Annotated in this window: 23 protein-coding genes; 12 read left to right on the top strand and 11 right to left on the bottom strand. The window is 60.3% G+C overall.

Annotated elements, in window-relative coordinates; all coding sequences use genetic code 11:
* Nucleotide 1 precedes the first annotated feature (1 nt).
* The 8 genes from KQI11_RS05375 to KQI11_RS05340 all read right to left on the bottom strand — a co-directional run bounded on the left by KQI11_RS05375 (nt 2) and on the right by KQI11_RS05340 (nt 6,153).
* Nucleotides 2-1,069: a type IV pilus twitching motility protein PilT gene (locus tag KQI11_RS05375; protein ID WP_216401360.1), complete on the bottom strand. Its 1,068-nt coding sequence runs from the start codon at nt 1,067-1,069 to the stop codon at nt 2-4.
* Between the two features lie 40 nt (nt 1,070-1,109).
* Nucleotides 1,110-1,571 carry a hypothetical protein gene (locus KQI11_RS05370; protein ID WP_216401359.1) on the bottom strand — a complete coding sequence of 154 codons (462 nt, stop codon included), beginning with the start codon at nt 1,569-1,571 and terminating at the stop codon, nt 1,110-1,112.
* A complete protein-coding gene (locus tag KQI11_RS05365; RefSeq protein ID WP_216401358.1) occupies nt 1,568-1,999 on the bottom strand; it encodes a hypothetical protein in 432 nt (143 codons plus the stop codon). The genes KQI11_RS05370 and KQI11_RS05365 overlap by 4 nt, the downstream gene beginning before the upstream one ends.
* On the bottom strand, nt 1,996-2,466 hold the full coding sequence (locus tag KQI11_RS05360; RefSeq protein WP_185914790.1) for a DUF4860 domain-containing protein: 471 nt from the start codon (nt 2,464-2,466) through the stop codon (nt 1,996-1,998). Before KQI11_RS05360 ends, KQI11_RS05365 begins: the two co-directional genes overlap by 4 nt.
* Nucleotides 2,467-2,500: 34 nt before the next feature.
* Entirely contained in the window at nt 2,501-2,827 is a 327-nt protein-coding gene (locus KQI11_RS05355) for a hypothetical protein (protein WP_256136475.1), read from the bottom strand.
* Between the two features lie 14 nt (nt 2,828-2,841).
* Nucleotides 2,842-3,885, bottom strand: a complete 1,044-nt coding sequence (locus KQI11_RS05350) for a type II secretion system F family protein (protein ID WP_216401357.1) — start codon at nt 3,883-3,885, stop codon at nt 2,842-2,844.
* 30 nt (nt 3,886-3,915) lie between these two features.
* A complete protein-coding gene (locus KQI11_RS05345) occupies nt 3,916-4,824 on the bottom strand; it encodes a transglutaminase-like domain-containing protein (protein ID WP_216401356.1) in 909 nt (302 codons plus the stop codon).
* A gap of 138 nt (nt 4,825-4,962) precedes the next feature.
* Nucleotides 4,963-6,153: a coenzyme F420-0:L-glutamate ligase gene (locus KQI11_RS05340; RefSeq protein ID WP_185914793.1), complete on the bottom strand. Its 1,191-nt coding sequence runs from the start codon at nt 6,151-6,153 to the stop codon at nt 4,963-4,965.
* A 126-nt stretch (nt 6,154-6,279) separates the two neighbouring features.
* Between KQI11_RS05340 and KQI11_RS05335 the strand changes: the two genes are divergently transcribed.
* Nucleotides 6,280-7,170, top strand: coding sequence for a LysR family transcriptional regulator (locus KQI11_RS05335; RefSeq protein ID WP_216401355.1), 891 nt, complete (start codon nt 6,280-6,282; stop codon nt 7,168-7,170).
* A 57-nt stretch (nt 7,171-7,227) separates the two neighbouring features.
* On the opposite strand, the gene KQI11_RS05330 is transcribed toward KQI11_RS05335, so the two are convergent.
* Both KQI11_RS05330 and KQI11_RS05325 read right to left on the bottom strand, forming a co-directional pair.
* On the bottom strand, nt 7,228-8,205 hold the full coding sequence (locus KQI11_RS05330; protein ID WP_286172579.1) for an AlkZ-related protein: 978 nt from the start codon (nt 8,203-8,205) through the stop codon (nt 7,228-7,230).
* A gap of 93 nt (nt 8,206-8,298) precedes the next feature.
* Entirely contained in the window at nt 8,299-9,204 is a 906-nt protein-coding gene (locus KQI11_RS05325; RefSeq protein WP_216401354.1) for a helix-turn-helix transcriptional regulator, read from the bottom strand.
* 192 nt (nt 9,205-9,396) lie between these two features.
* Between KQI11_RS05325 and KQI11_RS05320 the strand changes: the two genes are divergently transcribed.
* Nucleotides 9,397-11,127 (top strand): adenine deaminase C-terminal domain-containing protein, encoded by a 1,731-nt coding sequence (locus KQI11_RS05320; RefSeq protein ID WP_216401353.1) that lies wholly within the window; start codon nt 9,397-9,399, stop codon nt 11,125-11,127.
* Nucleotides 11,128-12,380: 1,253 nt separating this feature from the next.
* Here KQI11_RS05320 and KQI11_RS05315 read toward each other — a convergent pair.
* Nucleotides 12,381-12,968 carry a sugar O-acetyltransferase gene (locus KQI11_RS05315; protein ID WP_216401352.1) on the bottom strand — a complete coding sequence of 196 codons (588 nt, stop codon included), beginning with the start codon at nt 12,966-12,968 and terminating at the stop codon, nt 12,381-12,383.
* 443 nt (nt 12,969-13,411) lie between these two features.
* On the opposite strand from KQI11_RS05315, the gene msrA reads away from it, so the two are divergent.
* The 10 genes from msrA to KQI11_RS05265 form a co-directional block, all read left to right on the top strand.
* The gene (gene msrA / locus KQI11_RS05310) at nt 13,412-14,449 is read left to right on the top strand and encodes a peptide-methionine (S)-S-oxide reductase MsrA (protein WP_216401351.1); all 1,038 of its coding nucleotides are present in this window, start codon (nt 13,412-13,414) and stop codon (nt 14,447-14,449) included.
* A 234-nt stretch (nt 14,450-14,683) separates the two neighbouring features.
* A complete protein-coding gene (locus KQI11_RS05305; protein WP_216401350.1) occupies nt 14,684-15,196 on the top strand; it encodes a nicotinamide mononucleotide transporter in 513 nt (170 codons plus the stop codon).
* 55 nt (nt 15,197-15,251) lie between these two features.
* Entirely contained in the window at nt 15,252-15,629 is a 378-nt protein-coding gene (locus KQI11_RS05300) for a TnpV protein (protein WP_216401349.1), read from the top strand.
* Nucleotides 15,630-15,820: 191 nt separating this feature from the next.
* A complete protein-coding gene (locus KQI11_RS05295) occupies nt 15,821-16,033 on the top strand; it encodes a helix-turn-helix domain-containing protein (RefSeq protein WP_216401348.1) in 213 nt (70 codons plus the stop codon).
* Between the two features lie 24 nt (nt 16,034-16,057).
* Nucleotides 16,058-18,376 carry a M48 family metallopeptidase gene (locus KQI11_RS05290; protein ID WP_216401347.1) on the top strand — a complete coding sequence of 773 codons (2,319 nt, stop codon included), beginning with the start codon at nt 16,058-16,060 and terminating at the stop codon, nt 18,374-18,376.
* Nucleotides 18,377-18,390: 14 nt separating this feature from the next.
* Entirely contained in the window at nt 18,391-19,158 is a 768-nt protein-coding gene (locus KQI11_RS05285; RefSeq protein ID WP_216401346.1) for a TerB family tellurite resistance protein, read from the top strand.
* 15 nt (nt 19,159-19,173) lie between these two features.
* Nucleotides 19,174-20,187 (top strand): hypothetical protein, encoded by a 1,014-nt coding sequence (locus KQI11_RS05280; protein WP_216401345.1) that lies wholly within the window; start codon nt 19,174-19,176, stop codon nt 20,185-20,187.
* Nucleotides 20,188-21,011: 824 nt separating this feature from the next.
* Nucleotides 21,012-21,317: a hypothetical protein gene (locus tag KQI11_RS05275; protein WP_216401344.1), complete on the top strand. Its 306-nt coding sequence runs from the start codon at nt 21,012-21,014 to the stop codon at nt 21,315-21,317.
* A gap of 208 nt (nt 21,318-21,525) precedes the next feature.
* Nucleotides 21,526-21,819, top strand: coding sequence for a plasmid mobilization protein (locus KQI11_RS05270; RefSeq protein ID WP_216401343.1), 294 nt, complete (start codon nt 21,526-21,528; stop codon nt 21,817-21,819).
* A partial coding sequence (locus tag KQI11_RS05265) for a relaxase/mobilization nuclease domain-containing protein (RefSeq protein WP_216401342.1) occupies nt 21,819-22,807 on the top strand: 989 nt, incomplete at its 3' end. The genes KQI11_RS05270 and KQI11_RS05265, both read left to right, overlap by 1 nt.

Raw genomic sequence — 22,807 nt, 5'->3', positions numbered from 1 at the left:
CCTAGCGGCCGGCCTGCAGCTTTTTCTGCATGGTCTCCAAATTGAGGCAGTACATGGCGGCGGTCTCGGCCGAGATGGCCCCCTGTCTCCAGAGTTCCAGCAGGCTTTGGTCCATAGTGCGCATCCCCTGGTCGGCCCCGGCGAAGATGGCCGAGTCGATCTGGTGGCTCTTCTGCTCCCGGATCATGTTTTTGATGGCGGGGTTGACCAGCATGATCTCAAAGGCGGGGACCAGCGCCCCGTCCAGGGTGGGGACAAGCTGCTGGCAGACGACCGCCTGCAGCACCATGGACAGCTGTACCCGCACCTGCTGCTGGGCGTTGGCGGGGAAGACGTCGATGATGCGGTCGATGGTGTTGGCCGCCCCGGTAGTGTGCAGGGTGGAGAAGAGCAGCTGCCCGGTCTCGGCGGCGGTCATGGCCACCTCGATGGTCTCGTAGTCGCGCATCTCCCCCAGCAAGATGACGTCCGGGCTCTCCCGCAGGGCCGCCCGCAGCGCCCGCACATAGCTGCCGGCGTCGCTGGTGATCTCCCGCTGGGTGACGATGCACTTCTGGTGGCGGTGGATGTACTCGATGGGGTCTTCCATGGTGATGATGTGGCCCTCGCGGTTTTGGTTGATGTGGTCCACCATGCAGGCCAGGGTGGTGGACTTGCCGCTGCCGGCGGGGCCGGTGACCAGCACCAGCCCCTTGGTCTTTTCGGCGATCTGCATCACCACCGGGGGGATGTGCAGGTCCTCCGGCCGGGGGAGGCCGAAGCGGATGACCCGGATCACCGCCGCCAGACTGCCCCGCTGGCGAAAGATGTTCACCCGAAAGCGCCCCAGGTTTTGAATGGAGAAGGAGAAGTCGTCGTCCCCCTCCAGGGCGAAGTGGGGGGACTGCTCCTTCCCGGCGATCTCGTAGACGGCCTTGACCACCGCCGCCGTCCGGTCGGGCATCAGCCGCTCCCCCTCGGTGCGGACGATGTGTCCGTTTTGCCGGTAGGAGAGGGGGAGCCCGGCGATGACAAAGATGTCCGACGCCCCGCAGTCCACCGCCTGCTTTAAAATTGCTGTGATGTCCATTGGCCTGATACCTCCCGGCTCGTTTGTTGCGTTGACGGCCCTAGCTCTGGCCGTCCCAGAGATCGCCCTGGGGGCCGTCCCCCTCCCAGGGGGTGATCACCTGCCAGCCGCGCACCCGGTAGCGGGTCTCGCCGCCGGTCAGTTCGACGGTGAGCTGCAGCTGCCGTTCCCCCTGGTCGCCCAGAGTGGCGACCAGGGTCTCGCCCTCCCACCGCAGCTGCCCATCCAGCCGCTGGGCGGCCAGGACCTGCAAGTCGGCGGGGCTTTGGTCTCCCGCCTCGAGGAGGAGGACGTCCAGCTGGGCCAGCCACTGCTGGCCCGCCAGCTCCAGGGCGTAGGTGGTGCGGGTGGTCTCGCCGCTGCGCTCGGCCAGCTTGCGGTCGGCCGCGGCGGTGGTGAGGGAGAGCACTGCCAGGGCCGCCAGGCAGATGCTCATCACCACCAGCAAGATGGTCAGGGCCCCGGTCTTGACCGGCTGTTGGCCCGCTGTCTGCCGCCTCACGGCTGTCCCCCCTCTCCCTGCCAGTACCGGCCGGTCTCCAGGGAGAAGCTGGCCTTCTCCCCCCGCCCGGCGGAGATCTGGGCCCGGGCCAGCCGGCCGCCGTCGGTCTCCTCTGCCTGCAGCTCCACCAGCACCCAACCGTCGCCCTCCCCGAGGGGGAGGCGGGCGGTGTAGCGATCCCCGTCTCGGGTCAGCTGGGCCCCGGCGCCCTGCACGACCGCCGCCCAATCCCCCAGGGTGGGGGCGGCGGCCAGCCGCTCCGCCTCCTCCTCGGCGGCGAACTCGGCCCGGGTCATCTCCTCGGCCAGGCGGCTGTTTTGCAGGGCGGTGGAGAAGAGCTGGGCGATGACCGCGGCGGTGCAGAGGAGGAAAAAGAGGGTGATGGCCGTCTCCACATAAAAGGCGGCGCTCCGGTTGCGGCGGCTCATGGCTCTCCCTCCTCTGTGCTGCGCAGGGCGTAGGAAAAGGCGCTTCCGTCGATTTGCAGGTGCAGGGTGTCCCCCTCCCGCCGGGCGGAAAACTGCCCGGCGGGGCAGACCACCTGGGCCAGAGAGGGGTCGCCCCCCTCCCCGGCGGGGAGGTACTCCTCCACCAGGTTGCCGTTTGCCAGGTAGATGCGGGTCTCAAAGACCTCGTCCTCCGCCCGCTCGGAGAGGACCAGGACGTCCCCTGCTGCCCCGGTCTCGACGGCGACCATCCCCGCCTGGTCACCGCTGCGCAGCTTGGTCAGCAGATAGGCGCGCCCGGCTCGGGCGGCCTGGTTCCCCTCCATCCCGGCCACCGTGTCCCGGTAGCTGGAAGAGCCCAGGATGACCAGGAGCAGCATCGCCAGCAAAAAGGAGAAGAAGACGGCCGTCACCGAGGCGAACTGACTTCCCGCCTGCCTTTTTTTCACACCGGTTTCCCCCTTTCCTCGGTCGCTCTCGCCGTCAGCTCTCTTTTTCCAGCACGGTGATTTGGGGCGCCACATTGGGGGCGAGGATGTTGTAGTCCACAATGTAGCGCCGGTGATTGATCTGCAGCCCGTAGCGCTCTTCCAAGTACTGCAAGTCGGCGGGGTAGGCCCCCTCGACGGCGTAGCACTGCACCACTGCCCGGCGCACCGCCGCCTCGGCCGAGGCGGCCGACTGCCGGCTCAGATCCCCCTGTACCCTGGGCAGCAGCAACAGGCAGCCGGCCAGCAGCAGCGCCGCCAGCGCGAGGAGGAGCAGCCGGATCCGCCTGGACCGCCGCCGCTGGGCAAACGAGGTGTACACAGCAAAGCCCCCCTTTAGCCGATGGCGCCCATGATGCCGATGAGGGGCAGCATGACCGCCAGGAGGATGACCCCCACCGAGAGGGTGAGGAAGGCCGCCAGCCCCGGCTCGACCGTCGAGAGGGCCCCGTCGATCTGGCGGTCGGACTCCTCCGCAAAGAGGCGGGTGAGGCGGGCCAGCGACTCCTCGCCGCTCCCGCTCTGAAAGCCGCTGACGAGCATCCGGGCGTAGAGGGAGGGGAAGACCTTTTCGGCGTAGATGGCCTGGGCCAACCCCTCGCCGGTCTCCATCCGCTCCCGGCAGCGGGCCAGTTTGGCGCGCAAGAGGGGGTGGTCCACCATCTCGCTGGAGACGGCCATGGCCCGGTCGGTGTCCACCCCGCTGGCCAAAAAGGTGCTCAGGGCCGAGGTGAAGCGGGCCAGGGACACCTGGTAGGCGACCCCCTTTGTCAGGGGGAGGCGCTGGGCCAGGGCGGCCAGCCGCTGCAGCCCCCGGGGGCGCTTCATCATCTGCAGCCCCACCAAGAGGAGGACCGCCAGCACCAGGGTGATGACCAGCACCGCCCAGGCGACCCCCTTGGCCACCGACATGTACCCGACGGAGGAGCCGGTCAGGTCCCCCGCCAGCTGGGCGTAGACGCCGGAAAAGACCGGCAGCACCTCAAAGACCAAAAAGAGCATCACCGCGGTCATCAAAACCAGCATCACCGTGGGGTAGACCACGGCGCTGCGCAGCTTTTTCTGCAGGGCGTCCTGCCCCTCGTAGTAGGCGGCCAGCCGCTTGAGCACCTGCTCGGTGCGCCCGGCGATCTCGCCCACCTCCACCATGTCGCTCAAATAGCTGGGGAAACAGCCCGCCGCCCGCAGGGCGCCGGGGAGGGAGTGGGTCTCTTCCAGGCAGTCCAAGACCCGCCGGACCCCCTCCTGAAAGGGGCCGGGCTCCATGTCCTCGCAAAAGAGCTCCAGCGCCTCGCTGGACGGGATGCCGGCCCCCAGCATCATGGATAGATTTTCGCAAAACAGGCTCAGCTCCAGGTCGTTCAACAGCGTCTGTTTCATCTGCCGCCTCCTCTTTTTCTCGCGCCCATATCAGTACACATAGCGGTCGACATAGTTTTTGCCGTCGCCCACAAAATCCTTTAGGTCCGCCCCGCCGGCGGCGAAGGTGGTGTCGATGCGCACCCAGTTGCCGGCCTCCACCTGAAACTCCACCGCGATCCAGCCCGACTCCTCCAAATAGATCAAATTCCAGGCGTGGTAGAGGTCGTTCGGGGCCACGTAGCCGGTGACGAGTTTGGTGGGGATGCCCTGGCTGCGGAGCATGGCGGCCGCCAGGGCCGCGTAGTCGTAGCAGATGCCGGTGCCACTTTTCAGGGTCTCGTCGGGGTCGGGGGTGTAGCCCTTGGGGACGGTCTCCGCCTTCTCCACGTCATAGCGGATGTTTTTTACGATGTAGTCGTAGATGCTGTTGACCACCCCGATCTGGCTGGTGTCCTCCGCCGACAGCTGGGCGGCCTTGGCCACGCAGGCGGACCGGGGGGTGTAGTTGACCTGGATGCTGGGGCGGAGGAAGGGGGCGAACTCGCTTGTGAGCTGCACCTGCCGGGCGGTGGAGAGGAGCTGGGCATACCGGTCGCCGGTGGTGTTTCGCATCACCCGAAAGGTGTATTCGCCGTCCCCCATCTGCAGGGGGTAAAAGCAGGGGGTGCCGTCGTTTGCCAGGTCGTAGTTGTAGGTCTCCTCCCCCTTGATCACCTGAAATTTCAGGCGGGCGCTGTGCTGGGCGCGCACCGCCACATAGCCCTCGCCCAGGTTGGTCAGGTCGATGTCGGCCCCCCCGTCCGAGACCGCGTCGCTGCCGTCAAAGACCGCCTCGGCCACCGGGGGGCGCTGGTAGTTGCCGGCGGGGTGACCCTCCCGCTGGGGGCTGTCCTTGGCGCAGCCGCTCAGGAGGGTGAGGGCGGCCAGCGCGGCGGCAAACAGTCGTCTGTACTTCAAAGCGACCCCCCACCTCCTCCCGGCGTATATAAATTCAGTATAGCACAGTTGTGCAGCCAATGCCACGCCCTTTTTGGGGGGTAAAACAGAGAGAGGGCGCCCTCTTTCGGGCGCCCTCTCAAGGCCGTGTGGCGGGCCTTATTTGGCGTAGTTGTCGAAGTAGTTTTGCACCAGCACCACCGGGGTGCCCTTGTCGCCACTGCCGGAAGTCAGGTCGCACAGGGAGCCGATGAGGTCGGTCAACCGGCGGGGGGTGGTGCCCTGGGCGGCCATGTCGCCCACCAGCTTGTCCTTCTTGTGAGCGATGCGCTCGCGGATGGCGGCCTGCAGTTCCTCGCCGCTGAGGTCGGCAAAGTCGTTGTCGGCCAGGTATTTCAGCTTGACCTCGTTGGGGGTGCCGTCGAGCCCGGCGGTGTGGGCGGGGGAGACCACCGGGTCCGCCAGCTCCCAGATCTGGCCCACCGGGTCTTTGAAGGCGCCGTCGCCGTAGACCATGACCTCGATCTGCTTGCCGCTGCCCTCGCGCAGCAGGTCGGCCACCCGCTGGACAAAGGCGTCGCAGTCCCGGGGGAAGAGCTTCACCGAGGTCTCGGTGGCCTTATTGGAGCCCAGCAGGCCGTACTGCTCGTTGTAGCCGCAGCCGCCGGCGCTCTGGTTGAGGATGTCGCTGAGGGAGCAGACCGCCTCGGCCCCGGCCTCCTTCAGCTGGCGGCAGGTGCGCTGCCGGGTGTGGATGTCGCAGGCCAGCACCCGCTTGGTGTACTGCAGGATGGCGGCGGGCTTGTTGGCCAGCACGATCTGGGGCTCGGCTCCGCACTCGCGGATGACCTGGGCGTAGTAGTCCAGGTAGTCCACCCCGGTGAAGGGGTGCAGCACGGTGCCGAACGTCTCGTGAAATTCCTCGGCGGTGAGGACGTCGCTCCAGGGGTTGATGCCGGCCTCTTCCAGCCGGTCGATGTCGATCAGGTGGTTGCCCACCTCGTCGGAGGGGTAACTGAGCAGCACCGTCACCTTTTTGGCGGCCTTGGCGATCCCCTTGAGGCAGACCGAGAAGCGGTTGCGGCTGAGGATGGGGAAGACCACCCCGATGTGCTCGCCCCCCAGCTTGGCCCGCACGTCGGCGGCGATGTCGTCGACGGTGGCGTAGTTGCCCTGGGTGCGGGCCACCACCGACTCGGTGATGGCCACCACGTCCCGGTCGTGCAGGGCGAAGGGCTCGCCCGCGGCGGCGTCCAGCACCGACTTAGCCACGATGGCGGCCAGGTCGTCCCCCTCTTTGACGATGGGAAGTTTGATCCCTCTGGATACGGTGCCTACGAAGTTACTCATCTTGCCTCTCCTTTTTTGGCGGGCCCAAAAGCCCGGTTTACAAACAACTGCTCTACCAGTATAATGCAATTGTATATATAAGTAAAATATCTTTTCATAATACGATTTATAAGGTGGTCTAATAGTATGGAGGTCAAGCTGGAACACTATCGGGTCTTTCGCGAGGTGGCGCGGCAGGGGGGCTTCTCGGCGGCGGCGGGGAAGCTCTTTGTCTCCCAGTCGGCGGTGAGCCAGACGGTCAAACACCTGGAGAGCCAGTTGGGGGTCCCCCTCTTTGACCGGCGGGGGAAGCGGCTCTCCCTCACCAGCGAGGGGGAGCTGCTCTACGGCTATGTGGACGCCGCCCTCAAAACCCTGGAGCAGGGGCAGCAGAGCCTGCGGGAGCAGCAGAACCTGGAGCAGGGCCAGCTGCGGGTGGGGGTGTCGGACACCATCTCCCGCTTTGTGATCCTGGGCCAGTTGGAGCGCTTTCACCGGGAGTACCCTCACATCCGGCTGGTCATTCAAAACGGCACCTCCATCGAGGCGGTGGAGATGTTGGCCGAGCACAGTGTGGACCTGTCCTTTGTCAACTCCCCGGTGCGGGACCAGCGGGTGGAGGAGCACCGCTTTTTCCGGGTGCACGACGCCTTTCTGGCCGGGCCCCGCTACCCCCTGCCCCAGCGTCCCCTCGCTGCCGCCGAGGTGGCGGCCCTGCCGCTGATCTTGTTGGAGCGCAAGTCCAACGCCCGGCGGCTGGTGGACGACTGGTTTGCCGCGCAGGGGCTGCCCATCTCCCCGGAAATCGAGCTGGGCTCCCACGACCTGCTGCTGGACTTCGCCCGCATCGGCCTGGGGGTCTGCTGCGCCATCGAGGAGTTTGCCGAGGACTACCTGCGCCGGGGGCTGGTGGTGAAGCTGCCGGTGGATTTCTCCCTGCCGCCCCGGCACATCAGCTGGTGCAAGCTGCGGGACGTCTCCCTCTCCCCCAGCGCCAAGCGCTTTGTCGACTTCATCGGCGGCCGCTACGGCTGGTGACGGAGAAGCGGCCCGGGAAAGGCGATGTCGCCTTTCCCGGGCCGCCCTGTTTTGGTCCTACCCGCGGATGAACTTCTGCACCTTTTTGGGGGGCGCCTCGGGGTTGAGGCGGTAGACCTGGCGGGCGATGGCCTCCTCCGCCCCCTGGGGGGAGAGGGCGGCCGCCTCGCGAAACAGGCCGCAGCCCCAGAAGCGCTCGGCCGTGCAAAAGGCGGCCGAGGGCCAGCCGTACGCCTCCCCGGTTTGGGAGCGCTTTTGCTGCCGGCCGCAGACGGTGATGTAAAGCCCCATCTGCAATTCCGTCAGGGCCCGCTCAAAGGGGGCCTTTTCCTGGGAAGAGAAGCCGGCCCGGCGCTTGAGCTCGTGGGCGGGGAGGCTGTCGGCTTCCAGCAGCGCCTCGTAGACCCGCTTGGCCTCCCGGCTGACCTGTCCCTCCTCGTAGGCCTCGAAAAGGGTCCGCCCCTGTCGGCGGGCGGCGAGGAAATAGGGGTACCAGGCCCGGGTGATGTAGCCGCTCTTTTTGAAAAACACCTTGCCGTAGGCGATGTCGTCGCGCTCTGTCAGCACCCGCATCCGCCACTCCCAGGGGTCGGTCTCGGGGTCGCCGGTGTGCCAGCGCACCGGGGTGTCGTAGGGCGGCTGTTCCCGCCAGTCCCAGGGCACCAGGGTGTAGATGCCCTCGGCGTTGCTGCCGCCCAGGGCAAACCCCGCCGCCAAAAGCCCCTCGACAAAGTCGCTGTAGCTGTAAATTTCCACCGCTTTTCTCTCCTCCTTCTCTTCGGCCCAGGCCCGGCCCCGCCCGATGCGGGCGCCGTGCGGGGTGTCGCCGTGCGCGGGATCGCTGGAATGGCGCGCCGACAGCGCGCAGGGGAAGGCGGGGCACCCGCCGCAGTGGGGATGGCCCCTGCCCTGGCGGCACCGGGCCAGGGGATAGGCCCCGTGAAAGGGGGGGGGGACCGCCGATCTCGATACAGCCGCCGCAGCGCTCCCCCAGGTGCAGCCGGTACAGGAGAGGCCGCAGCGGGGCTCCACCACCAAAGACGCCTCCTCTGCGGGCCGCCCTCTGGGCGGTCCGCCGTCATTTCCCCCCTATCGTAGCAGGGCGAACAGGACAACAGCCTGTCCTATTCAGCGGTGGCGGGCGGCGATTTTTTCGGCCTCCTCGCGCACCCGCTCCCTCATCTGCGGCGGGTCGATGACCTCCGCCCCGTCGCCGAAGCTGAGGAACCAGGCGAGGGCCTCCTCCGGCCCGGCAAACCCCCAGCGGGCCAGCAGGCGGCCGTCCTCTGCGACGGAAAAGGAGTCGGGGCCCCGCTCCTCCACCAGCCGGTATTTGGCCGCCGGGCAGTAGAGGGCGGTGACTAGGTAGTCATCGCGCATCTGGCTGCCGAAGCGGCGCTTTTCCGCCGGCACCGGGCGGGGGAAAAACCCCTCCCCGGCGGGGGTCAGGGCCCAGAGCCGCCCCAACTTGTAGAGGCGGAAATCCTGCCGCTGGGTGCAAAAGCCGAAGAGGTACCAGTCCGACCACTTGAAGACCAGGGAGTAGGGCTCCACCCGCTTGTCGGCCTCGCCCTTGCCGTAGTAATAGTGAAAGCGTACCATCTCCCGCTGGGCGATGGCCCGGCGCAGTAGCTCGATTTTTTCGGACAGGCTGTCCTTGTAAAAGGAGGCCAGGTCGATGACCAGGTCGCCGTCGGGGGAGAGGGGGGCCTCCCCCCGGGCGGAAACCTTCTGCAAAAACTGCTCGGCCGAGGAGGTCTTGCTGACGCTGTCGAGCCCCCGCAGCCCGGCGAGGATGCCCTGCAATTCACCGGGGCTGAGCAGCCGCCGGTCGAGTTTGTAGCCGTCCATGATGGCGACCCCTCCGCCGCCGCCCCGGGTGCTCACCAGGGGGATGCCCGCGCGGCAGAGGGCATCCACGTCCCGCTGGATGGTGCGCCGAGACACCTCAAAGTGGGCCGCCAGCTCCGGCATGGTGGCCCGGTCGGTCTGCAAGAGGTAGGTCAAAATGCCCACCAGACGATCTGTTTTCACGCGCTTCACCCCGCCGGTCAAATTGGATTGGGGCCGCGGCTGTGCGTCCCCCTGAAGAGAGTGTACGGCATTCCCGGCAAATTGACAAGCGGCGGCCCTTGTCCCCCCGGCCGCCGCTGTGCTATCATGCAGGAAAGAGAAGGAATGTGCGGCCCCCGACGGGCCGCCTGTTTGCAGAAAGGGTGGTATGCCGTGTATCCAGTTGATTTGATCCTCGAGAACGCCCGGATATACAACAGCTATTTCCAGCGCTTTTTCCATGGCTATCTGGCTGTTTTGGAGGGGCGGATCTTCCACGTGGGCCTGGGGGAGGAGGGGCTGGAGGAGTTTTCGGCCCCGGCGCGCTATGACTGCGGCGGGCGCTGCCTGATCCCCGGGCTGGTGGACGTGCACATGCACATCGAGAGCAGCATGGCCGCCCCGCTGCCCTTCACCGACTACCTGGCCCGCTGCGGGGTCACCACCATCGTCAGCGAACCCCACGAGATCGCCAACGTCTTTGGGCTTGAGGGGATCCGCGCCATCCTCGACGCCGCTCCCGACAGCGCGGTGGAGGTGCTCTGCGGCATCCCCAGCTCGGTGCCCTCCACCAGCGCCGCGCTGGAGACCACCGGCGGCGAGATCGGGCTGGAGGAGCTGAAGGAGCTGCTCCAAGACCCCCGCATCGCCTGCCTGGGCGAGGTGATGAATACCCGCGGGGTGCTAAGCGAGCCCGACTGCAAGCCCAACGTTTTCACCCGCTACCTGCGCGATCGGGACCCGGCGCTCCCCCTGGAGGGGCACTGCCCCCGCCTCAAGGGGATCGACCTCTCCCGCTACCTCTTCACCGGCATCGACAGTGACCACACCGAGCACGACTTGGAGGAGGTGAAGCACCGCTATTTTAAGGGGATGTTCTTCGAGCTGCAGCGGAAGATGCTGCTGCCCGAGGTGGTGGAGTTCATCGTGCAAAACCGCCTCTACGAGCAGACCGCCTTTGTCACCGACGACACCATGGCCGACGCCCTCGTCGACCGGGGCCACCTCAACGCCCTGGCGAGGGAGGCGGTAGAGCTGGGGATGCCCCTGGAACAGGCCGTCTACTGCGCCAGCTACACCGGCGCCCGGCGGATGCGGCTGTACGACCGGGGGGCCCTTGCCCCCGGCCGGCTGGCGGACATGGTGCTGCTCTCCGAGCGGGCCGAGGACTTTTTGCCCCAGCGCACCTACAAGGCCGGGCGGCTGGTGTGGGACGCGGCGGCCCCGGCCCCCACCCGCAGCCGCACGGGGATGTTCCCGCCCCACTTCTACCGCTCGGTGCAGCTGTCCCCCATCGGGGAGGAGGCCTTTCGGGTGCCCGCCCCCCAGGGGGCCCAGCGGGTGACGGTGCGGGCCATGGGGGTCAACCGCCTAAGGACCCAGACCGCCGAGGAGCATCTCTCCCTGCCGGTGCGAGGGGGGCTGGTGGACTGGCAGGGCAGCGGCGCGGCCCTGGTCTGCGTCTTTGAGCGCCACGGCAGGGGCGGCGGCGTGGGCCACGGATTTGCCTGCGGCGACCTGCTGCAGCGGGGGGCGGTGGCCACCACCTACGCCCACGACCACCACAACCTGATGGCGGTGGGCCACAGCGCCACCGACATGGCCCTGGCGGCCGAGCGGGTGCGCCAGCTGGGCGGGGGGATGGCGGTGGCCGAGGGCGGCGAGATCCTGGCCGAGATCCCCCTGCCGGTGGCGGGATTGATGAGCGAGGAGCCGATGGAGGTCATCGGCGCCCAGCTGCGGGGGGTGCAGAGCGCCCTGCGCCGACTTGGGTACCGCCACTACGAGCCGGTGATGTCCCTGTGCACCCTCTCGCTGCCGGTGAGCCCAGCTCTAAAAATCACCGACAAGGGATTGGTGGACGTGGCCAAAGGGGCGGTCGTCCCCCTGTTTTGCGAGGGATGAGCGGGGGAAAAGAGAGATCGGTAGAGGGGGGCGCGCTCCGGGTGTCGCCTTGGGGCGATGGAAAGTTGTCCGCCTCTCCCCGCGGCGGCGGGCAGGAGGAGTGGGCACGCCCCCGTGGCCGGTGGGGAAGGGACGGCCTGTCCTGGCGGCCGCGCGCTCCTCTTTTTTGATTGGGAGCAGAATTTCCGCGGAGACATCCTGCTGCTGGGCAACGAGATATCCGGCGGGGACGGCCTCGAGACTGCCCGGCGCATCTGGGAGGCGAGCCGGCAATCGCCTCTGTCAGCGGGCGCGGCGGTTGCCCGGGCGGAGAGGACGGCGTGCAGGTTCTGCGCTGTCCCCTCAAACCGACAGATGAAAGGAAGTTCTTTGCCGCCCTCGACCGGGTGCAGCCGGGCACCCGGCACACATCGCCCCGGCCCTGCTGCCGCCGGAGGAGGGGCGCTGCGGGTGCCCGCCGATCGGGGTCGCCTGGGCTGAGGCAAAGGGATGCGGCTGCCACTGGCGCGCCGCAAAGGACTGACGGCCTGTTCGCAGGGATCGTCCGGCTGCAAGGGGGGGGGCGGAACGGGCCGTGCAGGGGCGCTCTTCGCCTGTCGCCGCAGCTGTTTGGTGCGGCGGACCCGGGCGGCGCTCCCGGGCTGCCAGGAGGTGGACACCCGCGGCTGGTGAGTCGCCGGGCCGCACCGCAGCCGGTTTGTGTCCTCCCCGGTGAGAGCGGGTGAGGGGAGAGAGAAAAATGCGACGAGGGCCGTTGGGGCGGCCGGACGCACCCTGGCGGCAGGCCTTTTGGCGGTGGGATCGGCCCGGCTCTGGTGTCGGCGGCTCGAGCGGCGGTCGGCCCTCTCCCCCAAACAGGCGAGGCGCCGCTGCTCGGGCGAAGCCCAGGGGAGCCGCCGGGGCCCTTTACAGAGACGCCCCATTTGTCATTTTGGACAGGCCGACGGCAGCCCCGGCCCGGCGGTGGAATTTGAAATTTTCATCCATTTTTTGGTGGACGAGGAGAGACGGCTGTCCACCTCCCTCGCCGGCTCACCCGCTGCTTTTGCCGGGATATCGCCGGCTTTGGCGGGGGCGGCTGAACCGGTGGGAGCAGGTGCACCCCGTCGCGGTGGGCCCAGACCCGGTCCTGCGCCGAGGACCAGGCCGCCGGGTTGGATGTGGGGGAATAACCCGCCCGCCGGGGGAAAGAATGAGAGAGAAGGGCAAAAAAAGCCTGGAGCGGTCGCTCCAGGCTTTTGATGAATGGTTTATCAGAGGGGGCGCTCCACCCGGTCGTCGTCGGTGATGGGGCGGATCACCCGGCAGGGGACGCCGGCGGCCACCGACATGGGGGGGATGCTCTTCAAGACCACACTCCCCGCGCCGACCACCGAGCCGTGGCCGATGCGCACCCCGGGGCCGATAAAGCAGTTGGCGCCCACCCAGACGTCGTCCTCGATCACCACCGGCTCCAAGGTGATGGTGGTGCTGCCGTCGGGGCCGTAGCGCTCGTCGGGGTGGATGGGGTGGCGGAAGGTGCAGACGGTGACGTTGGGGCCAAAGAGGACCCGGTCGCCGATGTCGATGCGCTCCCCGTCCAGGAGGATGCAGTTGTAGTTGGAATAAAACTGCCGGCCGATGTGGACGTTTCCGCCCTGGTCGCAGTAAAAGGGCGGGGTGATCAGCTCCCGCTCGCCGATGTCGCCCAGCATCTCCTCCAGGATCTGCCGCCGGCGCTCCAGCTCGTCGATCCGGGTCTGGTTGTAGTCGTAGAGCAGCTGGCCAGGCTTGTAGGCCTTTTCCCACCAGGGCTTGGTGTAGCCGCCGTAATTGTCTCGCAGGGGAGGGGTGTCGTACATCTCTCTGCCGCCTTTCCTTTTTTGTCCTGTCCGCCCTGCCCCGCGCTGTGAGGGAGGGCGGCGGTCGCCCCCTGGCCGGCGCTCTGCCGCCAGGGTCAGAAGCCGCCTTTGCCGCCCACCGCCGGGCGGGAGGGGGTGTCCCCCCGCCCTGCAGCGGTGCGATCTGTCACACCGCGCCGCACAAAGTGCCGCAAAACTGGCCGTCGGGCGGGGACAGACGTCGTCTGCCCACCTGTTCGGCCGCCTCGGCGCACCGGCCGCGCTGCGGCCAGCGTCCCGCCAGCGCCGAGCGCGCAGGGGGATATGGCCGTGGGGCAGGGGCAAACGGCGTCTGCGCATCTGCCCGGCCATCCCCGGTATCATAGCTGCTTCGTGGCTATTATACCATATTTCTCCGCCGGGGGAACCCGGTTTCACCGCTTTTCAAGGAGGTTTTAAAAGAGATGAGACACCGCTTGTTTTCCGCCCGGGAGCCCGCGCGCCCGGCCCCCCTTTCAGCCGAGGGGGACGCCATCTGCCTGGCCGGCGGCTGCTTTTGGGGGCTGCAGAAGTACCTCTCCCTCATTCGGGGGGTCACAGCCACCCAGGTGGGCTACGCCAACGGCTTTAGCGAAAACCCCAGCTACGAGGCGGTCTGTTACGGCAACACCGGCCACGCTGAGGCGGTAATGGTCCGCTACGATTCGGCCGTCCTCTCCCTGGAAGGGCTGCTGGAGTGCTATTTTGGGGCGGTGGACCCCACCATTCGCAACCGCCAGGGGGGCGACATGGGCAGCCAGTACCGCACCGGCATCTTCTACTTGCGGGAGGGGGACCTCCCCGCCATCCGCCGGGCGGTTGCGCGGGTACAGGCCCAATACAGCGCCCCGGTGGTCACCCAGGTGGAGCCGCTGAAAAATTACGCCCCGGCGGAGGAGTACCACCAGGACTACCTGCAAAAAAATCCCCAGGGCTACTGCCACATCGGCCCCGCGCAGTTTCGCCGGGCCGAGGCGGCCAATCCCCCGCCCAGAGAGGCGGGGGAGCGGGGGTGGAAAAACCCGCCGGAGGAGGTGCTGCGGGAGGAGCTGCCCCCCGAGCAGTACCGGGTGCTGCGCGAAAATGGCACCGAACCCGCCTTTGAAAACCCCTACTGGGACTTTTTTGACGACGGCCTTTACGTGGACGCCGCCACCGGCCAGCCCCTCTTCCTCTCCTGCGACAAGTTCGCCTCCGACTGCGGCTGGCCCGCCTTCTCCCACCCGGTGGAGGGGGCGGCCCTCACCGAGCACCGGGACGAGAGCTTTGGCATGGAGCGGGTGGAGGTCCGCTCCCAGGGGGGCGACAACCACCTGGGGCACCTCTTTGACGACGGCCCGGCGCAGACGGGGGGCCTGCGCTACTGCATCAACAGCGCCGCCCTCCGCTTCATTCCCCGGGAAAGGATGGCGGAGGAGGGCTATGGCGCCTACCTCGCCCGGCTGGAAGAGCGGGGGGAGTGAGGACCCGCCCCCTCAAACCGCCTGTTGGCGGCCCGGACGAGGGGGATAGAGCTCTGGTACCCGCTGGGCAAAGCCTCTAAAGGGGGCGCGGCCCGCCCCCGTGTTTTGGCGAAGGCTGTGCTAGTTCGTAAAAAGTTATTTTGCCACCGGGCAAAGGGTGCGAAAAGCATTCGCCTGCACATCGCTAGATCTTTGAAGATGTGCGAGCGGATGCTTTTTTTGAAGGCGCTTGCAGTGAACGGAAAGGCGCTGTCCAACTACTTCACAAGGGCAGAGAGGCTGCTGTGTTGCTCGTCGGTGCTGCTGATCGCCCTCTCCGCAGAGGTGAGGGTGGACCGGTTGAAGCGGGGAGAGGGCGCCGTCATGCTGGCCCTGGCGGCGGCTGTCACCGCGGTGTTCTCCTCTATTTTGAGGGCCTTTCACACGGCCGACCTGGGGGTGAACCCCCTCTCTGTTGCCACCAGTTTCCCCGCCGTCTATCTCGCCTTTCGGCGAAATCCCCACTGCGCGCTGGCCTATGCGGCCAACGGCCTGGTGCCGATCGCCCTGTGGGGGCTGGCCTCTTTGACAGATCCCTCCTACCTCTCGGCGGCCATCTGTTTTGCCGTGTTTTTGGCTGGCGACCTCTACGGGTCTGTCAACTGGCGAAGGGTGCAGGTCCGGCAGAGCGAGGCCCGAGGAAGCGCAAAAAGGGCTCCCCCAAGGGAGAGGCTTCGTAAGGAAGTCCTCTCCCTTCGGCTTTTGTAATCAGCCGGAATGATTGGATTGTAGGTAAAATCAATCATAATTGGAGGATTACAAAATGGATAAGTACATTTATGACGAGAAGAACGGACTTTGGTATGAATTGCAGGGTAACTGCTACATTCCCTACCTGAAACTGTCCGAAGAAGAGCCAGCGTATATCGGCATATGGGGACAGCGGCACCTGCGGTATCTGAAGCAGTATCACAGGGTGCGCTACTACAATCTGCTGACAAGTGGTAAATTGAATGATTATCTTAGCGATGTGGAAATTCAGGCACAGCAGATGTTTGATGAACTCGTGAAAACACTATCTCGAAATGGAAACCTGACGGAAGATTTTAAGGCAGCCACGCCAATGGAATGGGTTAAGAAAAGCAATACTATCAGAAATCAGGCGGCCGAAATTGTAAATCAGAAGATTATTTTCTTGTAATCAGGTACGGCGTGTGGGTACATCCTACACGCCGTTTTCATATATCTTAACCACGTTCCCAATGAGACACTACACAATCGGGTCGTCTTTAATCTTGCAAACTTCAAAATTATCTTGAATTATTAGTTTGGGTGTGATATACTAATTTTGGAATAAATGAGTTTACCCCCTACGCATAAGGAGATATAAATATGCCAGCTAATTATAATAAACTTTGGAAATTGATGATTGATAAGCACCTCAGCAAGACGGAATTAACGCATTTGGCCGGAATTAGCACCAATGCTATGGCAAAGCTGGGGCGAAACGAGGATGTTCGAGTGAATGTACTTGAAAAGCTCTGCACTTCGCTTGATTGTAAATTAGATGATATTGTCGAGTTTGAGCCGGAACACAAAAAATAACCTGAAAGGAAAGGGTGTGATCCTATGTCATACTGTGCCGAACTCTATGTCCACGATTTGGACAGACAAGCGGCAGACGCACTAAATCAGTTTCCGAAATTTGTGAAATTGGTGGAGTCGTACTCTTCAAATTATGATGAAAAGGCCGCAAAATTTGACATGCTATCAACTGCAATTCGTCTTGGCGAGAATCAGATGCCGGAAGTATATAATCTGCTTCCTCCTGTTTGCGAACAGCTTGGTATAGAAGTGCCGGAGCTTTATTACATAAAAGACAAGACCGCTAATGCTGCGACATTCGGCAGTGTTCATCCTTGCATTTATGTTACATCAGGCCTTGTTCATATGGTTCCGTCAAAATTGCTTTCCAGCGTATTAGCACACGAATGCGGTCACATTGCCTGCAAACACTCCTTGTACCATTCCATTGCGGCTCAGTTAGTCAATGGTATCGACAAAAGCCCGTTGGTTCGTATTCCTGCAATTGGGAAATATCTTACCCCGACGCTGGTAAAGGCACTCTTGTTTTGGGATCGATGCAGTGAGTTGTCTGCGGATAGGGCGGCGGCCCTTTGCGACAAAACCGCAGACAATACCATTGATCTTCTGCTCCGACTTAACGGCTACGGCAAAAATGTTAATCGAGAAGAATTTCTGAAGCAGGCACTGGATCTGAAATCCTTTGTCAACGACTCGAAATCCAACAAATTGTTGGAAATAATGCTGGTACAGGATGAGACCCATCCCCGGTTAGCTACCCGTGCCTACGAATGCTATGAGTGGTCGCAGTCAGAGCAGTACACAGGAATCATAAACGGCACTTTTACTTTGCGAGAAAGAGAAAAAGAAACAAGTCAAAAAGCCGAGGAAGAAGTGATTACCGGTGAAGCTCAAGTAAAGGAAATGAGCATTGACCGGCTGAATGCAGAACTGTCTCAAGTGAATCAAAAATTGGAGCGCTATACAAACTACGCTGACAAGCTCGATTACGCTCTGGCAGTTGCAAGCGGCATCATTGCAGGTGTAATAGACAGTGTATTTATTGGTGAGTGTTCTCTTGAATACGCTAATCAGTGGGGCAATGAACAAATAGAGAAATTTGTGGTCCAAATTGCAAAGTCCCAAGGGTATGGCGGAGACGAACTCTCTGGTGCTGTAAAACATTTCGAGGATAAGTTTCCTATAGCGGCAGATAAAGCAACCAATGCATTTGGTGGAGGTTTACAGCATCATCTCCGAGATTTCTCCCATCATCCCACTCCCATTGGCTTGCTTTTCTCGATTATGACCCAGTTTACAGGTAAAGTGTATGGTACGGATGTAACTGGGAAATGGAATCCCGTACAATTGAATGAAGAGGGCCTTGCTCTTGTCGGTAAAAACTTTACGGAGAAAATTACATTTGGAGTTATAAATTGGTTCTTCCATTTAGTCAGCGATATGGCAGGTTCTTCCGGATCTATTATGAAAGGCAGTTTTGGAACAGGGCTTCCAGGGCCAATGGTTTCTCTCTTGAAAGAAGTGTCTGCACTTCGTATAGTTCAAAAGCAGAACGTCAATGGCTACAAAGAATTGTCGGTCTATATTTCCCAGCTATTCAATGGAACTTTATTAGGAAGTAAGAATGCAGATGGAAAGCTGTCTCCGCTTAAATTTGATTTACGTACCGAAATAGGCATTGCTCATCAATTAAGCAAGCAGACCATTTCCGTGACTATCAACGAATGTGTCGTTAGAGCGTTTTTCGTTTTACGGCAATTAGGACGGGAACTATCCAAACTCGAGAGTAACGGTCAAGACAGCTTGCAAGAAATTGACTGGAAAAACATAATTCCCCTTCACAATCGAACTCTTGACCGAATGCTTGCCATTTCCAGTATGACCTTTACCGTTGCTGATACCACGGATGCTGCGGTTCGTGCCGCCGTTGAATCCGGTGGAAACTGGGTTTTGTTCTCGGGGAGATTTGTAGCTCGCTTCAACTATGTGGGTGCCGGACGGGCTGCTCTCTCAATTGTGCGTGAGGTGTCTAACGAAAAGAAAGAAGCGCAATTGATTCACGAGAAAATGATCCTGTCGGAGGCGAAAGCGGCATTGTTCCTGAAACAGCTTCAGGAATTTAAGGGGCAACTGGATTTGAAGGTAAGTAACTATCTGGCTGAAGACATTGGGCAATTTATGTCAGGGTTTGAAGATATGCAGCAGGGACTTTCTTCCGGCGATTCCAATCTTGTTATACACGGCAATGTAACGATTCAGAAGGTTTTGGGCCGCACACCGCAGTTTACGAATCAAGCGGAATTTGATACACTGATGGATTCTGATGCGCCGTTGGTGCTTTGAGGGAGGTAAAGAAAATGGATAAAAAGAAAATCGGAGAAGGACTTGCAGGCGCTCTGCGTAAAGCTGCCGACACTGCTAAGGTTGCCAAAATAACTGTGCAGGAACTGGCTGCCGATGCCAAACAGGAAATCGCTGACAAGACAAAGCAGAAATCAGCTTCGACAAAGCGAACAGCATCTCAGGATGATAATAAGGTCTCTGCAGCCGAAGATAATGCTGTGACAGAGATCAAAGGCATTTCTGTCAAAAACGCACTTAAGATTATCTATTATTTGATGGCAGCCGATGGGACAGTTTTTCATAGTGAAGAAGAAAAATTTGACGCTATCGGAGCAGAGCTTGCCCCGGAATTTGCCGACAACAAGGCTTCTATTATCAGTGGTTGCCAAGCTCAATTAGGTAAGATCATTGATCCTGAAGATTATTACGATGTTTTGCAGGATGGCGTAGAAGCAGCCATTTCGGACACGCAGGAAACATCAGAATCGATCATTACTCCAAAATTGTTGGTATGGAATCTGCTGACGGTAGCTTACAGTGATGAAAGCTATGACGAAACAGAGCGTAAACTTATTAAGTATGTCGTGAGAAAGCTGAATATTGACAAAGCTGTCTTTCTGGAAATGGAAAGCAGTATGCTGACAATGCTGGATATCGAAAAAGAGCTTGCTTGGATCAAAACGACTGACCGTCCGTATCTGACCATAGAGGCAAGGGTAAACGAACTGGAAAAAAGGAAAAATGTAGTCTTTGATAGTGTTAAAGACTTGATTACGCTTTGATAGGAGGGAAGATAAATGCCATTACCGTTGTTGTTTATCGGTGTTGCTGCCGCTACGGGAATGTTTGGAATCGGCAACACAGTAAAAGCGGGTGTTGACGCAAAGAATGCTAAGCGTATCAATAAAAGTGCAAATGAGCTCGTGCAGGAAGCCACGGATTATTTGAATGCTCAACGCCACGCTTGCGGAAATTCACTGACAAATTTAGGCTCAGAAAAGATTGCTGTTTTGAACGGAACGATTTCCGATTTCCTTGATGTATTCACGCAAATCAAAAATGTTGATTTCAGAGAATCAGAAGGACTCGACGAATTGCAGCGACTTCACATCGACGAGAAAGAATTCGTTGAACTTCGCAAGATGGTAAACTTTGCGGGAAATGTTGCTGGTGGAGCTGTTGCCGGAACGGCAGGAGGTGCATTGGTTGCCTTTGGTGCATATGGAGCTGCGCAAGCACTTGCTTTTGCCTCGACCGGTACTGCTATTTCCGCATTGAGCGGAGCTGCGGCAACAAATGCTACACTTGCCTTTTTCGGAGGCGGCTCGCTTGCAGCCGGCGGTCTTGGAATGGCCGGAGGAACTTTGGTACTTGGTGGGCTTGTGGCTGGTCCTGCACTGCTGGTTATGGGGCTTATAGCCGGAAAGGCCGCTAAAAAGGGACTTGATCAGGCGTATACCAATCGAGCAGAAACTGTACAGATTGCAGCACAGCTCAATACGGCATCTCTGCAATGCGAAACTATTCGTAGAAGAACTTATGTCTTTTACAATTTACTGGCACGACTGGACACCTACTTTATGCCGCTGATTTATAAAATGAGCGATATTGCAAAGGCAGAAGGCGATGATTATAGCAAGTATAGCGCTGATTCTAAAAAGATAATTGCTTCTTGTGCCAGCGTAGCTGTATCCATTAAATCCGTCTTGGATACACCTCTGCTGACCGATGACGGACTTTTGACAGAGGCATCCGAAGGAACTGCAACAAATATTGAGGGCTTTCTGAAGAATCTTAAAATTCCATATTGATAAGTGGTAAATTTTTGCAACGGCAGCTGTCGGAAACGGCAGCCGCTTTTCCTGCAACAGTATGTCAAAATCGATTGACGAACAAGTGTTCTGTATGATATAATCTATATGCTCTCATTGGAGAGCCACAACTGAATATCTGAATGAAACTCAAGGCAGCCGCCGAAAGGGATTGCGGCTGCGCCGTTCCAGTGCAGCGTCTGCCTGCGGGGCGGAAAAAGCAGACACTAAAGGTTTCTGAATTTCAGAGCCGGTACATAGTTTCATCAAAGATATGGCGAGAGATTATCTCCCGCTGATTTGATGTGCTGTGTACCGGCTCTTTTTGTCGTTATAGCCGCCGTTCACAAAAAGTTTACAAAATTTCTTTCGTGCAAACGGCAAAAAAGTTCCCTGTTGATTATTGAGAGGGTTAATTTTTGACCCTTCTCGCCGGCTACCTATTGAGGGGCGATTTGAAAATTGAATGACCGTCCGAATGGGATATGACCTTGCAATGAACTCTCCAACGGAGAGCAAGCAAGGCGACGCTGCGGTGAGAGTCCGGGGCAGGCACAGAAAAACGACATTCGGAGAAAACGGCAAAATATTTGAAAAACAGTTCCGTTTTCCACCCGACTTTTCTCCTATTTGTGAGTAAAACAGTTTTACGGTCAAGACCGCTGCTTTTTGCGGATTTACCCTTACAGGAGTGCAGGACGATCTGGGCATTGTTTGCGGCGTTTCTGTTAGGAAATCCGTAAATTCTTTCGGTCTTGAACGGAGCTTTTTCCGGCAAAAACGGCCTACTTAAAAAATCTGAGCGAAAAGAGGTGAAATTCAAAATGATTACAGGTGTCAAGAAGAAAAACAAACTGACCGAGATATGGTTTGACGAAACCGGCAGTGCTGTGACCGTCCGTACTTACAACACCGACCTTAAAAATCGGCTGACAGCCTATGCGGCAAACTATCCGGCACTCTGCCGCCTGACCGACGATGACGAGTGCGGCTGCCTAATCTTTGAGATCGACAGAAAGCGTTTCTCGATTCGCCTGACTGCCCCCTACTCTGAGGAGCGGTGCAGCAAGGCAAGAAAGACGATGAACGCTGTCAATCACAAAATTTCGGGGTCCCCGAAAAGTCGATAGACTTTTTGGGGAGAGGAGGAGCAACGGAGCGAATAAGTTTTCGTGCTTGCACGGAAACGATTGATGCAGAGTTTGTGACGACGACGTCCACAGGGATAGCGAGCATCGGATTGTGACCCCACAATCCCAATCCGCAGCCTTACGGCCTGCGGACTTCACAGGGCGCTCCGCCCTATAACCCTGAAAAATTAACGAGGAGATGATAATTTTGAATAAAGAAAGCAATGAAAAAGTGCGTATCAGAGTACGCCTGACCGAAGAAGAAAATCAAAAACTGGAACACGACAGCGCCCTGTGCGGTCTGTCCCAAAGCGAATATGTCCGCCAGCTTTGCCGTGGTATTCATCCAAAACCGAAGCCTCCGGAAGTGTTCTGGCAGATGATGAGCAAGCTGTATCAAGTCCATGCCGCCCTGCGGGAATGCGGTAAATACGAGCCGTCCGCCCTCGAAATCTGCACCGAAATTGAGCAGTTGGTGCTGGACTTGCAGGAGGCGATCTGATGGCGACGACTTCTCTTTGGCACATCGAAGGCCGTTTGAAAGACCTCATCGACTATGTGGAGAATCCCGAAAAGACGAAGGCCAAAACGCCGGAGCTGCAAGACCTGTACAATGTGTTTTCCTATGTCCAGCGCCCGGAGGCCACGCAGGAGGGCGAGTATGTCACCGCCCTCAACTGCCTGAAGGAAACCGCTCTGCGGCAGATGATTTTGACCAAGAAGCGCTACGGAAAGACCGACGGATATATTGCTTGGCACGGGTATCAGAGCTTCAGGCCGGAGGAGGTCACGCCGCAGCTTGCCCACGAGATCGGCGTAAAGCTGGCAAAGGAAATGTGGGGCGACCGCTTTGAAATCATCGTCACCACCCACCTCGACAAGGAGCATATCCACTGTCACTTCTGCTTCAATTCCGTTTCTTTTCGGGATGGCGGCAAGTATAACTACTCCAAGGCGGAGCGAAAGCGAATGATGGAAATCTCCGACCGGCTGTGCCGGGAATATGGCTTATCTGTCATTGAAAAACCTCACAAAGCGCCCTCCCGTCCGGTCTGGATGGATGAGAAAAGCGGCAAGCCTACCCGCTACAATGTCTACCGTGCCGATGTGCGGGAAGCAATGGAGTTCAGCCGAACCCCCTACTATATGGAGGATTATCTGCGGCGCAAAGGGTATGTGACCGACTTCACGGGTAAGCACTGGAAAATCCGCTTGCCCCAATATGAACACTTTACAAGGCTGGATACTTTGGATGAAAAGTGGACGCCGGAGAACATCCGCCGCTCTATGGGCAGGTACGCCACCTTCGGCAATCGCAGAGCGTATATCAGCTATCCGCCCCAAATGCCACAGGAGCTTTCGGACTGGTTTCGGCCATTCCATCAGACAAGCCACATCTACAAGCTGTACCTGCACTACTGCTATCTGCTGGGGTACTTACCGAAGCATACCGACTACAAGCCCACCAGTCCATATCTGAAAGAGGATTT

This window comes from Acetanaerobacterium sp. MSJ-12 (assembly GCF_018917875.1).
GTDB lineage: Bacteria > Bacillota > Clostridia > Oscillospirales > Ruminococcaceae > Bittarella > Bittarella massiliensis.
This window is presented reverse-complemented; position numbering and strand designations above follow the sequence as displayed.